At 68.3% G+C, this 16,205-nt stretch carries 18 protein-coding genes and 1 other RNA gene; 8 read left to right on the top strand and 11 right to left on the bottom strand.

Features of this window, described 5'->3' with window-relative positions:
- Positions 1-2: 2 nt before the first annotated feature.
- Positions 3-737 (bottom strand): dienelactone hydrolase family protein, encoded by a 735-nt coding sequence (locus ORV05_RS27825; protein ID WP_268754960.1) that lies wholly within the window; start codon positions 735-737, stop codon positions 3-5.
- A gap of 34 nt (positions 738-771) precedes the next feature.
- Between ORV05_RS27825 and ORV05_RS27830 the strand changes: the two genes are divergently transcribed.
- Both ORV05_RS27830 and ORV05_RS27835 read left to right on the top strand, forming a co-directional pair.
- Positions 772-978: a hypothetical protein gene (locus ORV05_RS27830; RefSeq protein ID WP_268754962.1), complete on the top strand. Its 207-nt coding sequence runs from the start codon at positions 772-774 to the stop codon at positions 976-978.
- Positions 975-1,574, top strand: coding sequence for a hypothetical protein (locus tag ORV05_RS27835; RefSeq protein ID WP_268754963.1), 600 nt, complete (start codon positions 975-977; stop codon positions 1,572-1,574). The genes ORV05_RS27830 and ORV05_RS27835 overlap by 4 nt, the downstream gene beginning before the upstream one ends.
- An 82-nt stretch (positions 1,575-1,656) precedes the next feature.
- Here the strand turns inward: ORV05_RS27835 and ORV05_RS27840 are convergent, their stop codons facing one another.
- The 3 genes from ORV05_RS27840 to hutH all read right to left on the bottom strand — a co-directional run bounded on the left by ORV05_RS27840 (position 1,657) and on the right by hutH (position 4,761).
- Complete coding sequence (locus ORV05_RS27840) at positions 1,657-1,884, bottom strand: hypothetical protein (RefSeq protein ID WP_268754964.1); 228 nt, start codon at positions 1,882-1,884, stop codon at positions 1,657-1,659.
- Between the two features lie 13 nt (positions 1,885-1,897).
- Positions 1,898-3,040 (bottom strand): inorganic phosphate transporter, encoded by a 1,143-nt coding sequence (locus tag ORV05_RS27845; RefSeq protein ID WP_326938092.1) that lies wholly within the window; start codon positions 3,038-3,040, stop codon positions 1,898-1,900.
- A gap of 194 nt (positions 3,041-3,234) precedes the next feature.
- Entirely contained in the window at positions 3,235-4,761 is a 1,527-nt protein-coding gene (hutH, locus tag ORV05_RS27850) for a histidine ammonia-lyase (RefSeq protein WP_268754965.1), read from the bottom strand.
- A gap of 72 nt (positions 4,762-4,833) precedes the next feature.
- Between hutH and ORV05_RS27855 the strand changes: the two genes are divergently transcribed.
- Positions 4,834-5,625, top strand: a complete 792-nt coding sequence (locus ORV05_RS27855; protein ID WP_268754966.1) for an IclR family transcriptional regulator — start codon at positions 4,834-4,836, stop codon at positions 5,623-5,625.
- 805 nt (positions 5,626-6,430) lie between these two features.
- Here ORV05_RS27855 and ssrA read toward each other — a convergent pair.
- Positions 6,431-6,802: a transfer-messenger RNA gene (gene ssrA, locus ORV05_RS27860) on the bottom strand.
- 162 nt (positions 6,803-6,964) lie between these two features.
- Here ssrA and ORV05_RS27865 point away from each other — a divergent pair.
- The 5 genes from ORV05_RS27865 (at position 6,965) to ORV05_RS27885 (ending at position 11,311) form a co-directional block, all read left to right on the top strand.
- Positions 6,965-7,660: a sensor domain-containing protein gene (locus tag ORV05_RS27865; RefSeq protein WP_268754967.1), complete on the top strand. Its 696-nt coding sequence runs from the start codon at positions 6,965-6,967 to the stop codon at positions 7,658-7,660.
- Between the two features lie 8 nt (positions 7,661-7,668).
- A complete protein-coding gene (locus ORV05_RS27870) occupies positions 7,669-8,799 on the top strand; it encodes a sensor histidine kinase (protein ID WP_407652574.1) in 1,131 nt (376 codons plus the stop codon).
- A 49-nt stretch (positions 8,800-8,848) separates the two neighbouring features.
- A complete protein-coding gene (locus ORV05_RS27875; protein WP_268754968.1) occupies positions 8,849-9,493 on the top strand; it encodes a response regulator transcription factor in 645 nt (214 codons plus the stop codon).
- Positions 9,494-9,683: 190 nt separating this feature from the next.
- Complete coding sequence (locus tag ORV05_RS27880; RefSeq protein WP_268754969.1) at positions 9,684-9,899, top strand: hypothetical protein; 216 nt, start codon at positions 9,684-9,686, stop codon at positions 9,897-9,899.
- A gap of 107 nt (positions 9,900-10,006) precedes the next feature.
- Positions 10,007-11,311 carry an acyltransferase family protein gene (locus ORV05_RS27885; protein ID WP_268754970.1) on the top strand — a complete coding sequence of 435 codons (1,305 nt, stop codon included), beginning with the start codon at positions 10,007-10,009 and terminating at the stop codon, positions 11,309-11,311.
- Between the two features lie 27 nt (positions 11,312-11,338).
- Here the strand turns inward: ORV05_RS27885 and ORV05_RS27890 are convergent, their stop codons facing one another.
- The 6 genes from ORV05_RS27890 to ORV05_RS27915 all read right to left on the bottom strand — a co-directional run bounded on the left by ORV05_RS27890 (position 11,339) and on the right by ORV05_RS27915 (position 16,167).
- A complete protein-coding gene (locus ORV05_RS27890) occupies positions 11,339-12,235 on the bottom strand; it encodes an amidohydrolase family protein (RefSeq protein ID WP_268754971.1) in 897 nt (298 codons plus the stop codon).
- A gap of 2 nt (positions 12,236-12,237) precedes the next feature.
- Positions 12,238-12,714: an SsrA-binding protein SmpB gene (gene smpB, locus ORV05_RS27895; protein ID WP_268754972.1), complete on the bottom strand. Its 477-nt coding sequence runs from the start codon at positions 12,712-12,714 to the stop codon at positions 12,238-12,240.
- A 19-nt stretch (positions 12,715-12,733) separates the two neighbouring features.
- Positions 12,734-13,630, bottom strand: a complete 897-nt coding sequence (ftsX, locus tag ORV05_RS27900) for a permease-like cell division protein FtsX (protein ID WP_268754973.1) — start codon at positions 13,628-13,630, stop codon at positions 12,734-12,736.
- Positions 13,631-13,684: 54 nt separating this feature from the next.
- On the bottom strand, positions 13,685-14,374 hold the full coding sequence (gene ftsE, locus ORV05_RS27905) for a cell division ATP-binding protein FtsE (RefSeq protein ID WP_144593324.1): 690 nt from the start codon (positions 14,372-14,374) through the stop codon (positions 13,685-13,687).
- A 116-nt stretch (positions 14,375-14,490) separates the two neighbouring features.
- On the bottom strand, positions 14,491-15,594 hold the full coding sequence (gene prfB / locus ORV05_RS27910; RefSeq protein ID WP_268754975.1) for a peptide chain release factor 2: 1,104 nt from the start codon (positions 15,592-15,594) through the stop codon (positions 14,491-14,493).
- Positions 15,595-15,666: 72 nt separating this feature from the next.
- Positions 15,667-16,167: a PadR family transcriptional regulator gene (locus tag ORV05_RS27915; RefSeq protein ID WP_268754976.1), complete on the bottom strand. Its 501-nt coding sequence runs from the start codon at positions 16,165-16,167 to the stop codon at positions 15,667-15,669.
- Between the last annotated feature and the right edge of the window lie 38 nt (positions 16,168-16,205).

Here is a 16,205-nt window from a genome sequence, read left to right on the forward strand (position 1 = left end):
GTTCAGGCGGTGGTGACCCGGATGAACTCCAGCACCTGCGGCCAGGAAAGCGCGAAAGCCTCGGCGTTGACCGGGTTCCGGTGTTTCTTGCGGTCGCTGAAGCCGTGCTCGGCGTGCGGGTAGACGTGCACGATGCTCGCGCCCGTTTCCCTGGACTGCAAAGCGGTCTGCAGCCGCTGGAAGCTTTCGAGCGGCACCGCCGCGTCCGCGCCGGGGTAGAGCATCATCACCGGCGCCTTGATCCGCGCGGTGTGCGCCACCGCGTCGACCTTGTGGTTCGGCGGAGGTGTGCCGGGCACCGTGGGGTGGTAGGCGACCACACCGGCCAGGCGGTCGTCCTGCCCACCGAGGATCAGCGCGAACCGGCCACCGAGGCACCAGCCGATGACCCCGGCCTTCGTGCAGCCGAGTTCACCGAGCAGGTGGTCCAGGAGCTGTTTCTGCTCCGCCAGCGCCACGTCGTCCTGGAGCGCGGCGAGCTTCGCCTGAAGCGCGGGCATTCCGGTGTCGTCGCTGCTCACACCGTGCCAGGTGTCCCAGGTGAGTGCGGTGACGCCGGTGCGGGCGATGGTTTCGGCGTAGTCGCGGACCTGCGCGCCGATACCCGTGATCATCGGCAGCAGCAGCATGCCCTGCGCCGAGCCGTCCACTGGACGAGCCAGGTAGGCGTCCAGATCGCCCACGCGGATGGTTGCCGTCTCGATGTCGGACGGGCCCGAGGGGGTGTTCACGGTCATGGGCGAAACGGTAGACAGGTGAGATGATCGTGCGATGAGCGACCGTACCCTGGCCGGACTTCTCGGGTCCTTGCCCGACGGCGTCGAGGCGCTGCCGGAGGAGCACAAACAGGACCTTGCAGAGGCGCTGCGCGAAGCGCACCGACGGCAGGCCGCGGCGCTGTCGCGAGTTGGCGACGAGGCGATGCGCCACATCCCGGCACTGCTGCGCCCCGCGGTGCGGAAAGCCATGGGCCTGTGACGCCACAGGAAGCGGAGATCGTCAAACTCGCCCGCCTGCTGGGGGCCCCGCCGGACCGGTTCGGCTATCTCGGCCAAGTGCCGGTGGCGGATCTGCGGGCGCTGCGGGAGCGGGTTACCGGGCGGCTGTTCGACGCACACCGGGGGGCGCTGGAGAAAATGGCCGCGGGCAGCAGACTGCTGCCGAGCCCCATCCTCGCCCGGATGGCGGAGCGCTCGTTCGGCCCGCTGCTGTCGGCCCGCATCGCGGGCCTCGTGGAACCACCTCGGGGCATCGACATCGCGAAGCGCCTGTCGCCGGACTTCCTCGCCGACGTCGCGGCCGAACTGGACCCGCGGCGGGCCGCCGGGATCATCTCGGGAATGCCCGAGCCGGTGGTCCTCGCGGTCGCGGCCGAGCTGAGCCGTCGCGAGGACTGGATCACCATCGCACGGTTCCTCGACCACCTACCGGAACCGACGATCGAGGCCAGCCTGGAGATCCTCCCCGAAGACGCGCTTCCCCTGATCGTGCCGATGCTCGACAACCCGTCGCGCGTCGCCTATCTCTCCGGCCTGCTCCCCGGCGGGGACTTTCCCGGCGATCTGACCGGCTGAGGGGCTGGGGAGGTGGAGCAAGGGATGTTTACTCCAACCCCAACCCCGATGGCACCCGTAGTAAACGTCCCTTGCTCCAGCGTCAGCGCGCGACGATCAGGAAAATGCCGTAGCCCACGACGGCGAGGCACGCGGCGAAGCACAGCAGCGCGGTCGTGAGCCCGCCCACGCCGCTCTGCCCGCCCTCGCGCGCCGTCGTGTGGGTGGCGAGGCTGCGGACGCCAACGGCGAACAGCGTGGTGACGACGGCGACCGCGACGAGCGCGACCAGTGAGACGCTGCCGAGGGCAGCCCAGTTGATGTGCACCATTGGCTCCCGTGGTTCAGGCTGCCACCGCGACCGGCGGCTGCTCGGGTTCGCTGGGCCCGTCGGTCTCGTTGACGTTGTCTGCGGTCACCGGACGCCGCCGCGACCGCAGGTAGATGACCAGGGCCACGGCCACCCCCGCGGCACCGACCAGAACGGTCCCGACGGCGCCCTGCCGCGCGACCAGCGCAGCCAGTGCGCCGACCAGGCCGGCGGCCGGAAGGGTGAGCAGCCAGGCCAGCGCCATCCGCCCGGCCACGTTCCACCGCACGCCGCGGGCGTCACGCGCCAGTCCCGAGCCGATGATCCCGCCGGAGGACACGTGCGTGGTGGACAGCGCGAACCCGAGGTGCGAGGACGCCAGGATGGTCACCGCCGCACTGGTCTGCGCCGCGAAACCCTGCTGCGTCTGGATGTCGGTGATCTTCTTTCCCATGGTCTGGACGATGCGCCAGCCTCCGAAGTAGGTCCCGGCGGCGATCGCCACGCCCGCGCTGAGGATCACCCACAGCGGCGGTGCGGAACCGGCGGCCAGCGCACCCGACGAGATGAGCGTGAGCGTGATCACACCCATGGTCTTCTGCGCGTCGTTCGTACCGTGAGCGAGCGAAACCAGGGATCCGGAAAGCGCCTGCGCCGTTTTGAAGGAGCGCGACACCACGTCCTGGCGCACCGCGGCGGTGATCCGGTAAACGAGGAAGGTCCCGGCCATCGCGACCACACCGGCGATCACGGGTGAAGCCACCGCAGGCAGCAGCACCTTCTCCACGATCTTGCCGAAATGCACGGCGCCGGCTCCGGAAGCCACCCAGGTGGCCCCGATCAGCCCGCCGAACAGGGCGTGTGAAGAACTGGACGGCAGGCCGAACAGCCAGGTGAGCAGGTTCCAGATGATCGCGGCGACCAGTCCGGCGAAGACCACCACCGGCGTGATCCTCGCTTCGTCCACGATGCCGCCGGAGATGGTCTTGGCCACCTCGACCGACAGGAAAGCGCCCGCCAGGTTCAGCACCGCGGAAATCGCGACCGCCGCCTTCGGCCGCAGAGCCCCCGTCGCAATCGAAGTGGCCATGGCGTTCGCGGTGTCGTGGAAACCGTTGGTGAAATCGAAGGCCAGCGCGGCCACGACGACCACCATGACGATTATGGAGGGATCCACGGAGCAGCCCTTCCCGAGCCGGTGAAATTCACCTTCCACGTTACCCAGCGCCAGTGCGGCCCCTGTTCCCCGGGGGCGCCCGCGGCGGCTTCGTGGACTGTGTGATTTCCCTTACCCGGCAGGAGAATCGGGCCTCGCCGGCACCGGCGATTCCCACACCCCATGATTTCGGAGAGTGTCCGCACCGGTACGGATCAGCATTCCTCCAGCAACGGGAGAAACGCGCCTTCCACCACCAGTTCCCGCACCGCGGCGATTTCCGGTGCGACATGCCGGTCGGGACCCGGTCCCGGCACCCGCGTCCGGATCAGGTCACGCACCGCGGCGGTCACCGGCGCGGGCCGCAGCGGTGCGCGCAGATCCAGCGCCCGGCAAGCGGTCAGCAGTTCGATCGCCACGACGGTAGCCAATCCGTCCACCGCCCGGCGCAGCTTGCGCGCCGCCGACCAGCCCAGCGAGACGTGATCCTCCTGCATCGCGCTGCTCGGAATCGAGTCCACCGAAGCGGGGACGGCCAGCCGCTTCAGTTCGGCAACCACCGCGGCCTGCGTGTACTGGGCGATCATGTAACCCGAATCGACGCCGGGATCGTCGGCGAGGAACGGCGGCAGCCCGTGCGACCGGGCCGGGTCGAGCAACCGGTCGGTGCGGCGCTCGGCCATGCTCGCCACGTCCGCGGCGGGGATCGCCAGGAAGTCGAGCACGTAAGCGAGCGGCGCGCCGTGGAAGTTGCCGTTGGATTCGACCCGCCCGTCCGGCAGCACCACCGGGTTGTCGATGGCGGCGGCCAGTTCGCGATCCGCGACCTGTTCCGCGTGCGTCACCGTGTCCCGTGCCGCGCCGTGGACTTGCGGAGCGCAGCGAAGCGAATACGCATCCTGTACACGGGTGCATGCCGGTCCACGATGACTGGCGACGATCTCGGAGCCGTCGAGGGCGGCGGTCATGCGCCGGGCGGACCGCGCCTGCCCCGGATGCGGCCGCAGCGCCTGCAGGTCGGCGGCGAAGGTTCGGTCGGTGCCGAGCAGCGCCTCGACACTGCTCGCGGCGGCGAGATCGGCCGTGTCGAGCAGACGGTTCAGGTCGGCTAGAGCGAGTACGAGCATCCCGAGCATCCCGTCGGTCCCGTTGGTCAGTGCCAGACCTTCCTTTTCCGCCAGGGTGACCGGGGCCAGCCCGGCCTCGTGCAGGGCGTCGGCCGCGGGCCTGCGGGCGCCCTCCCGGTCGACGACCTCCCCCTCCCCCATCAACGCGAGCGCGACGGCCGCGAGCGGCGCGAGGTCACCGGAACAGCCGAGCGAGCCGAACTCGTGCACCACGGGCACGATCCCGGCGTTGAGCAGCCCGGCGAGTGCGATGGCCGTTCCGGGCCGGACTCCGGTGTGACCGGAGGTGAGCGTGTGCAACCGGAGCAGCATCATCGCCCGGACGACCTCGGGTTCGACGGCGGGGCCGGCACCGGCGGCGTGCGAACGGATCAGCGATCGTTGCAGGGCGATGCGGCTGCCGGGCGGGATGTGCCGGGTGGCGAGCGCACCAAACCCAGTGGACACGCCGTAGACGGGTACCGAGGCTTCCGCCAGTGCGTCGATGTGCTGGCGCGCGACGGCGAGGTTCTTCCGCACCGCCTCGCCCAGTTCCACCCTGGCCCCGGCCCGTGCGACGGCGACCACCTGTGCCCTGCTGAGTGCTCCCGGCTCCAGCCGGACTGTCTCGACCATGCGCCCATTGGATAGCCGGGCACCGAGATGATCATTCGTCGTGGGTGCGGTTCTGTCTGGTATCCCAGACATATGGGTGCGAGCAGCGATGTGCCCGCGCTCCGGCGGGGACTGGCGATCCTGCTGGCACTGGCCGGGCACGCCGGCCCGGTGCCGGCGGCGGCTCTCGCGCGGGAAACGGGACTGCCGCGCTCCACCACCTACCATCTGCTCGCGGAACTGGAGAGCGCCGGTTTCGTGGTGCACCTGGTGGCGGACCGGCGCTACGCCCTGGGCGTCGCCGCCTTCGACCTAGGCTCGGCCTATCTGCGGCACGATCCGCTCGAACGGCTGGCCGCCCCCCTGTTGCGGTCGCTGGCGGAGCGCGCGGGGCATACCGCGCAGCTCGGTGTGCTGCACGGCAACGAGGTGCTCTACCTCCACAAAGAACGTCCGCCCCGACCCGAAACGCTGGTCACGGACGCGGGGGTGCGCCTGCCCGCACACCTGACCGCGACGGGACGTGCGATCCTGGCCCACCTGCCCACGCCGCATGTGCGCGCGTTGTTCCCGAAAGCGTCGGTGTTCGTCTCGCGCACCGGCCGCGGCCCGCACGGGCTGGCCGAACTGCGACGGATCCTGGCCGAGGTGCGGCGAAGAGGCTGGGCAGTGGAGGACGGCTGTGTGACCGCGGGCTTCGCGTCCGTGGCGTATCCAGTATTCGATCACGGCGGGCGGCCGATGGCCGCTGTCGGCATCACCTGGCGGCACCACTGTCCGGATCGGGAGACGGCTTGCGGCCGGACCTGGCCGGATTTCGCCACGCAGGTGCGGCAGACCGCCACGGAGATCACCGTCAGAATCGGTGGCCGTGCCCCGGTCTGAACCAGCCGGTGGCGCAGGCGCTAGTGCACGCCCGGCTTGCCCATCTCGGCGTGCAGTCCGAGCATTTCCAACAGTTGAGCGCATTCCACCGCATCGAGGGAATGTCCGGCGACGGTCCGGACCGCCTTGCTCTCCTGAACGTCCCGGAGAACCTTTTCTTCCGCTCGTACTCCCGCGAGCCAACCCCGTTCCGAGTTCTCGGAGGTGGTTGCACGGCTTACCCGGGCCATCTGGCACCTTCTTCCGGCTTCGCGTCCGCATGGGCTAATCCGCCACAATGCCCCCTCAGCATTGCAGTCACAGGCCGTGTAGTCCAGCCTCGTCTCGCTCGGTCACCGGTGGAACACGCCCCCGCGGGAAAAGGGTGTCCCGAAGGCCCGCGGACAGGTGCGACCAATCGAAAGTCTACTGTGGACGAATCTTGATGTTCAGGCGAGGCTCACCTGAATTTCCGTTATTCGTTGCGCCGCACAAGAAACCCGTCTTCCGGATCGTCCGGAAAGATCTTTTGCACGCCACTTTCCCCGCGGCGGGAACAACCGGATCCCCCAGTCCACCCGGGGCCCGCGCGCTGGAGCAAGGAATGTTTACTACGAGACCCCACCAGACCCAACCACGCCCACCGGCCGCGACTTCGAAGGACGGTTCGGGAGCAAGGGACGTTTCCTACGGTCCCCAAGCCGACCCCACCGGGCGACGCAGCCACCGCGGGGCCGGGACGAAGCCAACCCGGACAGGTCCGGAGCTCCGCCCTCCCGAACAAAAAGACCGGCGAGTGCTCTTCGCGAGCGCTCGCCGGTCTTCGACGTGGAGGTGCCGGGAATTGAACCCGGGTCCTCTGGCGCCTTACCAAGGCTTCTCCGTGCGCAGTTCGCTCTGCCTCTACTCGGCCCCATCGGTCACGCGAACAAGCCGATGTGACGGGCCCAGCCGCTGTGGGTTTCCCGCCCGGACCCCGCGGCCAGATCCGGACAGTGAGCCTCCTAGCTGATGCCGGCTACCGGGACGGAGGCACTCCCGGGCCGACAGACTCGCACTCGCTCAGGCGGCGAGGGCGAAGTCAGCGCGACTATTCGTCTTGGCGCTTATTTTTTTGCGATGACGCTTACGGTGGTCTCTCGCCTGCACCGGCACGCTTCCCTCGACTCAACGTCCAGAGTCGAAACCGTTCACCCCCTTGCTGGTGGCTCTTAACCTACACAGGATAACGCCTGGGGCAAGCCGGTTTGTTCCCGGCACGGTAGGGCTCTCCCTACCTCCCCGACGCCCGCGCTCCCCATGGCCTCCACCCCCTCCACCTGGCCAGACTGGCCACGTTGCCATGGAGAGAGGAACCGAGATGACGTCGACATCCGCCGGGCGGTACCGAAACCCCCCGCGCCCCTCGGTCGTCGGATCCCTGCTGTACCTGCTGCCCAACCTGCCGCTCGGGGTCGCGGGGTTCGCGGTCGTGTCCGTACTGACCACGTTCGGTATCGGCACGGTCATCGTGTGGATCGGCGTGCCGGTGCTGGCGATGCTGGTCGCCGGTGCACGAGGGGCAGCCAGCCTGGAACGGCTCCGTGTCCACGCCCTGCTCGGCACGTTCGTGGCCACCCCGTACCGCCCGCTTCCGGGTGACGGGCAGGCGGCCCGGTGGCGAACCCGGCTGTGGGACGGCGCGACCTGGCGGGACATCACCTACTTCGTCCTGCTGCTGCCGATCGGCATAGCGGAGTTCGTCATCCTGATCGCCTGCTGGTCGGTCGGCCTGGCCCTGCTCACGCTGCCCGTGTACTTCCGCTACCTGCCGGGCGGGGCTTACTTCTTCCCGGAGGAGACCCACGCGTGGGTGATCGTCGACTCGACCCTCAAGGCGCTGCCCTGGGCGTTGGTCGGCCTGGTGCTGACCGCCCTGTCGGTCCTGATCACCCGGATGATGGGCGCGGGCCATGCGCGGTTCGCCCGGCTGCTCCTCGGCCAGGGGCGACGTGCTGGAAGCCTCCGCGAAGATCGGGCCGACGGCCCGGTGCCGGCGACGAACGCGCTGGCATGATGACCACCATGGTCGGAGACCGGGAGCCCCTGGTGCAGACACGTCCACGGGCCATCCGCACGATCGCGTTCATGGTCAGCGCGTTCGTGCTCCGGCTGTTCGAGTTCGTACTGACCGTGTGCGGCATCACCCTCGGCGTCGCCACCACGGTGATCTGGGTGGGCATCCCGATCCTGATGGGTACGACGAGCATGGTCCGCGGGTTCGCCGACCTCGAACGCCGGTTCGTGCGGCGGATGCTGGACACGCCGATGCCGCCGGCCGAGCGCCTCCCGGTCGAGGGCGGGTTCGTGCGGCGGTGGCGGGTCCAGCTGGTCGATCCGAGTACCTGGCGCGACCTCGCCTACCTCCTGGTGGTGTTCCCGCTGGGCATCGTGGAGTTCGCGATCGGCCTGACCTCGATCGTGCTCCTGCCGATAGCGATCTGGGTGGCCCCCTGGATCGGCTGGATGCACGGTTCGCTGGCCTTGGCGCTCCTCGGACCCAACAGGGCGGAACGGTTGGCGGTGAAGGCACAGCACCTGCAGGCGTCGCGGGCCCGCGGAGTCGACGCGGCCGAGGCCGAACGACGCCGGATCGAGCGGGACCTGCACGACGGGGCACAACAGCGGCTGGTGGCGGTGGCGATGAGCCTCGGCCGGGCGAAGAACAAACTGGTCAAGGATCCGGATGCCGCGCGAGAACTGATCGACGAGGCCCACGCCGACGCCAAACTGGCGGTGTCGGAACTGCGGGATCTCGCCCGCGGCATCTATCCGGCCGTCCTGGCCGATCGCGGCCTGGACGCCGCTCTGTCGGCCCAGGCGGCCAAATCGCCGATCCCGGTTGCGGTCGAGGTGGACGTGGATCCGCGCCCGCCCGCGGCGGTGGAGACCACGGCGTACTTCATCGTGGGCGAAACACTGACGAACATCGCGAAGCACTCGGGTGCGACCGAGGCGAGCGTGAAGGTGTGGCGCGCCGAGGAGAAGGTCGTCGTCGAGATCACCGACAACGGTCACGGCGGGGCGGAGTTGCGGCCGGGCGGCGGTCTCTCCGGGCTTGCGGACCGGGCCGCCACCATCGACGGTGTGATCACCGTGGTCAGCCCGGTCGGCGGCCCGACCGTGATCAGAGCGGACCTCCCGTGCGAATGGTGACGGCCACGTGAGTGAATAGTCCCCTGAGCTGAAGCACTGGGGAGCCGTCATGCGCGTGGTGATCGCCGAGGACGCCGTTCTGCTGAGAGCGGGAGTGGAACGCCTTCTGGCCGACGAGAACATCGAAACCGTGGCCGCCGTGGACAATGGCGACGCCCTCGTCAAGGCCGTTATGGAGTGTCGGCCCGACCTCGCGATCGTGGACGTACGCATGCCGCCGACCTTCACGGACGAGGGGTTGCGTGCCGCGCTGGCGGCGAGGCAGGCGGTACCGGGGCTCCCGGTGCTGGTGCTTTCGCAGTACGTCGAGGAAAGCTATGCCGTCGAACTGCTCTCCGGCGGAGCCGGTGGAGTGGGATACCTGTTGAAGGAACGGGTCGCCGACGTCGCCGAGTTCGTCGATTCGGTGCGGCGGGTGGCGCGCGGCGGTACCGCCATCGATCCCGAAGTGATCGCCCAACTGATGGCACGGGGCCGGAAAAACCCGCTCGACGCCCTCACCGCGCGCGAATCCGAGGTGCTCGGGCTGATGGCGCAGGGCCTGTCCAACACGGCGATCGGCTCGGCCCTGGTGGTCTCGCAGGGTGCCGTGGAGAAGCACATCGGCAACATCTTCGCCAAGCTCGGCCTCGAAGCCAGCGTCGAGGAACACCGCCGGGTCCGCGCCGTCCTCACCTACCTGGGCCGCACCTGAGGGAACTCCGGAGCAAGGGATGTTTACTACAGGCCGCGTTGGCCGTAGCAAACATCCCTTGCTGCATCGAAGGCTCCACCGCGCCCAACTCCGTTCACCCGGAACTCTCACCCGATCCGAGGGCGGCACGACTGCGTTCAGTCACCTACCATGGGCGAACGTCGGCCATCGAGTTACCGGAAGGGGCACCATGACCGAGGTGAGCGTCCGCTTCTTCGGCGGTCCCCTCGACGGGCGTATCCAGTCGCTCGGCGATGTGGAACCGGTGAGCGGTCACGTGATGCGGCACGTGCATCTCCACGACGGCCCGAAGATCGAGTCCCATTACCGGCTCGGCTACGCACCGGACACCGGCTGGGAATACCGGTTGTGCGCACTTTCGGCACCCGAAATCGACGAGGTGTGAGCAGGCCGAGGTAGGGCTGTCCCCACCCTGTTCCGGGCCGGAACCGGAAGGCAAGACGGTGGCTGGCACCGGTGTGCCGAACGCCACCGACCAGCAGGCTCGAGGGTATGCGACCAAGCCTGCCCAAGCCCTCGATCCGCGGCCGCGACACCTTCCTCGACGTCGTCCGTGCCGGAGCGATCCTGGCCGTGATCAGCCAGCACTGGCTGATGCCCGTGTTGAGCTATGACCACGGCCGGCTCGCCACCGGCAACGCCCTGGCCACCCCGGGCTGGGCCGCGATCACCTGGCTCTCGAACGTGATGCCGCTGGTCTTCTTCGCCGGAGGCGCGGCAAACCTGCTCTCGTTCCGCAGCGCCCCCTCGGCTCGTGACTGGCTCGCGGGCCGGATCACCCGTCTGCTGATCCCGGTGCTGCCGCTGGCCGCGGTCTGGCTGGGAGTACCGGCCTTGCTACGAGGCTTCGGCATCCCCGAGCAGCCGTTGCAGATCGCGGGTGTGATCGCGGGGCAACTGCTGTGGTTCCTCGGCGTATACGTCATCACCGTGCTGGCGACCCCGGTCATGATCGCCGCGCACCGCAGGTGGGGCCTGGCCGTGCCCGCGGTGCTGACCGCCCTGGCCGCACTCGTGGACTTCGCGCGCTTCGACGGCTGGGGCCTGCTCGGCTACGCCAACGCCGTCTTCGTGTGGCTGGCGGTCCACCAGCTCGGTTTCCATTATGTGGAGGGCAGGCTCGGCTCCCTGCGCCCGCGCAGGGCGGCCTTGCTGGCCGTGGCCGGGTTCGGCGTGACCGCCGCACTGGTCGCCTTCGGCCCCTACCCGATGAGCATGATCGGCATGCCGGGCGCCGCGGTATCGAACATGAGCCCGCCCACCGTCGTGCTGGTCAGCCTCGCCGTCGGCCAGATCGGCCTCGTGGTGGCCCTGCGGTCCCGGCTGTGTGCTCTGGCGGCCCGGCCCACGGCCGGGGCGGCACTGCGCTGGATCGGCGCGCGCTTCATGACCGTCTACCTCTGGCACATGCCTGCGCTGGTGGTCGTCGCCGGCATCAGCGTGGTCGGCTTCGGGTACGCGACCCCCGCACCCGGAACGTTGCGTTGGCTGGCCGCGGCGCCCGTATGGCTTGCCGCCACCGGCCTGGTGCTCTCGGTTCTGCTCCGGCTGTTCGGCCGGTTCGAAACGCGGGGTCATTCGGCGGAGGCCATCGCGGCGACCCACCGCCTGATCGCCGCCGCACTGCTGTCCGCAACCGGCCTCCTCGGCCTGGCCGCCCGCGGCTTCACCACTCCTGCGGATGGAACCGTACTCGACGGTCCCCTCCCCTGGGTGCTGCTGATCCTCACCGGTGTCCTGCTGACCACCGGCCGGACGGCGCGGCAGGTTGGAGCAAAGGATGTTTACTACCGATGAGCCGTAGTAAACATCCCTTGCTCCAAGTCAGAGGTTGAGCAGCTTGGCCGGGGTGTCGTGCAGGACCGCGCGCAGGAACGCGACGCCGAGGCGATCGTCGGCCGCCCAGCCGGCGATCGCCTGGAGCTGTGTGGAGTACGGGTACGGGATGTTCGGGAAGTCGCTGCCGAGCACGATCCGGTCGCCGATGCCGGCAAGCCGATCCACCCAGTCGGGCGGTGACGGCATGAGTTGCTCGGTAAACGGGACGCCCACCATCGTCGTGTCGAGGTACACGCGTGGAAAGCGATCCACGAGTTCAAGGGCCGTTTCGTACTCGGGCATACCGGCATGCGCGAGGACCGCCACGAGCCGGGGATGCCGCCGCAGCACCTCGGCGAACACGTCGAGCCCCGTGTGCGGTCCACGCTCCGGCCCGTGCCCGGCATGCACCACCACGGGCACTCCCGCCTCCGCGAGCGCCCCCCAGACCGGAGTCAGCAACGGGTCCCGTGGGTCATAGGCGCCGACCTGCACGTGGGACTTGAAGCACCGCACCCCCGCGCTCAGCGCCGACTCCACATAGGATCGCGCCGATGGCTCGGGGTAGAAGGTCGCCGTCGGCACCGCGGCGGGAACCCGCTCCGCGAATTCCCACATCCAGCCGTTGAGCCACTCGGCCATCCCCGGCTTGTGGGGATAGGCCAGCGGGGCGAACCGCAGCACCCCGAACGACTCCAGCACCGCGAGCCGCTCCGCCTCGGGCTGCCGGTACCACACCGGCCACGCCGCGCCGACCCGCTCTTCGACCTGGTCGAAGTAGGCCCAGACCTTCGTCATCATCCGGTCGGGGAGGAAATGCAGGTGCAGGTCGACGAGCCCGCCCAGGCCGAGGCTCCGAGTCCAGGACGCGATGTCTTCGTCACGCTCCGGTCCCGGGGGCACGCTCAGCGACGTCCCTTCAGCGCACGCCCCATGGCACGGCTGATCTCCCGCGCCGCGTCACGTTTGGCCAGGTCCTGCCGCTTGTCGTAGGCCTTCTTGCCCTTGGCCAGTGCGAGTTCCACCTTGACCTTGCCGTCCTTGAAGTACAGCGACAGCGGGACCAGGCTCAGTCCGCTCTCCTTCGTCTTACCGATCAGCTTCTCGATCTCACCGCGGTGCAGCAGCAGCTTGCGGTGCCGGCGCGCCTCGTGGTTGGTCCACGTCCCGTGTTCGTACTCGGGGATGTGGAGATTGCGCAGCCAGACTTCGCCGTCGTCCACTGTGGCGAACGCGTCCGCCAGCGAAGCCCGGCCCGCACGCAGGCTCTTCACCTCGGTGCCCACCAGTACGAGGCCGGCTTCGTAGGTGTCCAGGACCGAGTAGTCGTGCCGCGCTCGGCGGTTCGACACGATCACCTTGTGGCCACGTTCCTTGGGCATGTCTCCAGGTTAGCGTCCGTCAATGCCGGACATACAGGCGCAAGGTCAAGTAGCCGGTGGTCGCGGAAATGACGAGCGAAGCCAGCAGCAACCACGGGGAAACCACGATGATGTCGAGCACTTCGGTTTTCGGAATGATTCCCGAGGTCACGTTGAGGATCTTGTCGAGGAACGCGAACTTCAACGCGATCAGGCCACCGACGGCGAGCACCCAGCCCACCACTCCGGTCATGACGGCTTCCAGGAGGAACGGAAGCTGCGTGTACCAGCGGGTGGCGCCGACCAAGCGCATGATGCCCACCTCGGTACGGCGGGTGAAGGCGGAGATCTGCACGGTGTTGGAGATCAGCAGCAGCGCGGCCAGCGCCTGGATCAACGCGATCACGAAGGTACCGTCGCGCACCGATCCCAGCAGGCCGAAGAAGCGGTCGAGGAACTGTTTCTGGTCCTCGATACGGTCCACGCCCGGCCGCTTCCCGTACTGCTGCTGGATGATTTCGCTGCGGCTCGGGTCGTGCAGTTTGATCTGCAGCGATGCCGGCAGCGCCTCGGGCCGGGCGGCCTGCACCAGAATCGGGTTGTCCTGGAAGATCTTCTTGAAGCGGGCGTAGGCCTGGTCGCGGTTTTCGAAGATGACCGATTCGACGGCGGCATTGCTCTGGACGTCCTGCCGCAGGCTCCGGCACGGGTCCTGTGCGCATTCCTTGTCGTTGGCGCTGACGTCCTGGGTCAGGTAGATCGACACCTCGACGTCGGCCATGTAGTTGACCTGCATCTTGTCGATCGAGCGCACGATCAGCAGGCCGCCGCCGAGCATGCCGAGCGAGACGGCGGTGGTAATGATCATCGCGATGGTCATCGTGACGTTCCGGCGTAAGCCGGTGAAGACCTCGCTGAAGACGAAACTTGCGCGCATCGGGGAAGGGTCCTTGGGTCGGGGTGGGGGCGGGCAGGGACCAGTGACGAGGACCTAGCGGCCCACGCCGTAAACCCCCCTGGCATCGTCGCGGGTCACCCTGCCGAGCTGCAGTTCGACCACGCGACGGCGCATGGAGTCCACGATGGAATGGTCGTGGGTGGCCATCAGCACGGTCGTTCCGGTGCGGTTGATGCGCTCCAGCAGCAGCATGATGTCCTGGCTGGTGTCGGGGTCCAGGTTCCCGGTCGGCTCGTCGGCCAGCAGCACCAGCGGCCGGTTCACGAACGCGCGGGCGATCGCGACACGCTGCTGCTCACCACCCGAAAGCTCGTTCGGCATCCGGTCCGCCTTGCCTTCCAGACCGACCAGTTCGAGCACTTCGGGGACGACCTTGCGGATGGTGTGCTTGGGCTTGCCGATCACCTCGAGGGCGAAGGCGACGTTCTCGGCCACCGTCTTGTTGTTGAGCAGCCGGAAGTCCTGGAAGACGCAGCCGATGGTCTGTCGCAGGCGGGGGACCCTGCGACGGGCCATTTTCGCCACGTCGAAGTTGGACACGAAGACTCGGCCCTTGCTGGGCACCTCCTCCCGCAGCAGCAGCCGCAGGAAGGTCGACTTCCCGGAGCCCGACGGACCGATGAGGAAGACGAACTCGCCCTTGTCTATGTCGACGGACACACCCTCCAAAGCTGGGCGCGTCGACGTCTTGTAGACCTTCGAGACATTGTCGAGCCGGATCACGGTGCGCCATCCTACCCATGGCATTCGTTAAGCCTGGGTTGGCGTCGCCTCACTGACCGAAGCAAGGGATGTTTGCTACGGAGTGTCCGTAGTAAACGTCCCTTGCTCCACAGCCGCTAGACCGCGGCGGTCTGCTTCCGCCAGCGGATCCCGGCCTCGAGGAAGCCGTCGATGTCACCGTCGAGGACCGCGCTCGGGTTGCCGACCTCGTACTCGGTGCGCAGGTCCTTGACCATCTGGTACGGGTGCAGCACGTAGGAGCGCATCTGGTTGCCCCAGCTGGACCCGCTGTCCTTGAGCGCGTCGAGTTCGGCCCGCTCCTCTTCCTTCTTGCGCTGCAGCAGCTTGGCCTGCAGCACCTTCAGCGCCGCGGCCTTGTTCTGCAGCTGCGACTTCTCGTTCTGGCAGGACACGACGATGTTGGTCGGCAGGTGGGTGATGCGCACGGCGGAGTCGGTGGTGTTGACGCTCTGCCCGCCGGGCCCGGAGGAGCGGAACACGTCGACGCGGATGTCCTTCTCCGGGATGTCGACATGGTCGACCTCTTCGACCTCGGGGAGCACTTCGACGTGGGCGAAGGAGGTCTGGCGCCGGCTCTGGTTGTCGAACGGCGAGATGCGCACGAGGCGGTGCGTGCCCTGCTCGACGGACAGGGTGCCGTACACATAGGGCGCGCTGACCTTGAAGGTGGCCGACTTGATCCCGGCCTCTTCCGCGTAGGAGATGTCGTAGACCTCGGCCGGGTAGCCGTGCCGCTCGGCCCAGCGCAGGTACATACGCATGAGCATTTCCGCCCAGTCCGCGGCGTCGACCCCACCGGCCTCGGAACGGATGGTGACGACGGCGTTACGGTCGTCGTACTCACCCGAGAGCAGGGTGCGGACCTCGAGCGCGTCGATGTCCTTGGTGAGCTGCGCGAGCTCGGACTCGGCCTCGGTACGGCTGGCCGCATCGCCTTCCGCCTCGGCGAGTTCGTAGAGCACACCGAGGTCGTCGAGACGCTGCCGCAGGTCGGTGACGCGGCGCAGTTCGCTCTGCCTGTGCGAGAGCTGACTGGTGACCTTCTGGGCCGCGTCCGGATCGTCCCAGAGGTTGGGTTGGGATGCCTGCTTCTCCAGGTCGGCCACCTGGGCGCGCAGACCGTCCAGATCCATGACGGCCTCGACCTGCGCCAGTTTGCCGGCGAGGTCTTTCAGGTCGGTTTCGAACTCAGCACTCACAATTGTCAAGGTTACGGCAAGCGCCGCGACTGGCTACCGCGAACCGGCCACACCGGGCCGAGCCCGATCGGGTCAGCCCTCCGGGATGGCGTCGACCAGCTTCAGCGCCGCGCGCGCGTGGGCCTGGCCGAATTCCGCGACCGCCTTGACGTAGGGGTCCTCGGCGGCCTTGACCGCGGCCTTCGCCTCGTCGAGCTCACGACTGTAGGTGGCCCGGGCCGATTCGATCAGTGCCGCGCGCTGCTTCGCCGTGAGCGAACCGGCGTGGACCAGACGGAGGATGAGCGGGCTGCGGAGGTGGTCGGGGCTGGCTTCGGAGGTGAGCCAGGCCTTGAAGGCCTTCTTCCCGGCGGCAGTGATCGCGTATTGCTGGCTGGAGCGCGGCCCTTGCTTGCCGAGCCGGACCAAGCCCTCCTTGGCGAGCGCGGGGAGTTCCCGGTACACCTGGCTGCGGGTGACGCTGAAGAAGGCACCGAACCGTTCCTCAGCGCTCGCGACCAACTGTCCCCCGGTCGCCGGGCCGTCCTGGAGCAAACCAAGCAATGCCGCTGCTGTCGCATTCAGTTCAGACACCCCCTCACCGTCCCACTTTTCTGTCGATCTGTCCACAG

The organism is Amycolatopsis cynarae (assembly GCF_026802195.1).
Lineage (GTDB): Bacteria > Actinomycetota > Actinomycetes > Mycobacteriales > Pseudonocardiaceae > Amycolatopsis_E > Amycolatopsis_E rhizosphaerae.

What these genes read in the sequence shown, in the direction of transcription:
- ORV05_RS27825 (WP_268754960.1), bottom strand. Translation starts at nt 737, where the DNA reads ATGACCGTGAACACCCCCTCGGGCCCGTCCGACATCGAGACGGCAACC.
- ORV05_RS27830 (WP_268754962.1), top strand. Translation starts at nt 772, where the DNA reads ATGAGCGACCGTACCCTGGCCGGACTTCTCGGGTCCTTGCCCGACGGC.
- ORV05_RS27840 (WP_268754964.1), bottom strand. Translation starts at nt 1,884, where the DNA reads ATGGTGCACATCAACTGGGCTGCCCTCGGCAGCGTCTCACTGGTCGCG.
- hutH (WP_268754965.1), bottom strand. Translation starts at nt 4,761, where the DNA reads ATGGTCGAGACAGTCCGGCTGGAGCCGGGAGCACTCAGCAGGGCACAG.
- ORV05_RS27855 (WP_268754966.1), top strand. Translation starts at nt 4,834, where the DNA reads ATGGGTGCGAGCAGCGATGTGCCCGCGCTCCGGCGGGGACTGGCGATC.
- ORV05_RS27865 (WP_268754967.1), top strand. Translation starts at nt 6,965, where the DNA reads ATGACGTCGACATCCGCCGGGCGGTACCGAAACCCCCCGCGCCCCTCG.
- ORV05_RS27870 (WP_407652574.1), top strand. Translation starts at nt 7,669, where the DNA reads ATGGTCGGAGACCGGGAGCCCCTGGTGCAGACACGTCCACGGGCCATC.
- ORV05_RS27875 (WP_268754968.1), top strand. Translation starts at nt 8,849, where the DNA reads ATGCGCGTGGTGATCGCCGAGGACGCCGTTCTGCTGAGAGCGGGAGTG.
- ORV05_RS27880 (WP_268754969.1), top strand. Translation starts at nt 9,684, where the DNA reads ATGACCGAGGTGAGCGTCCGCTTCTTCGGCGGTCCCCTCGACGGGCGT.
- ORV05_RS27885 (WP_268754970.1), top strand. Translation starts at nt 10,007, where the DNA reads ATGCGACCAAGCCTGCCCAAGCCCTCGATCCGCGGCCGCGACACCTTC.
- smpB (WP_268754972.1), bottom strand. Translation starts at nt 12,714, where the DNA reads ATGCCCAAGGAACGTGGCCACAAGGTGATCGTGTCGAACCGCCGAGCG.
- ftsX (WP_268754973.1), bottom strand. Translation starts at nt 13,630, where the DNA reads ATGCGCGCAAGTTTCGTCTTCAGCGAGGTCTTCACCGGCTTACGCCGG.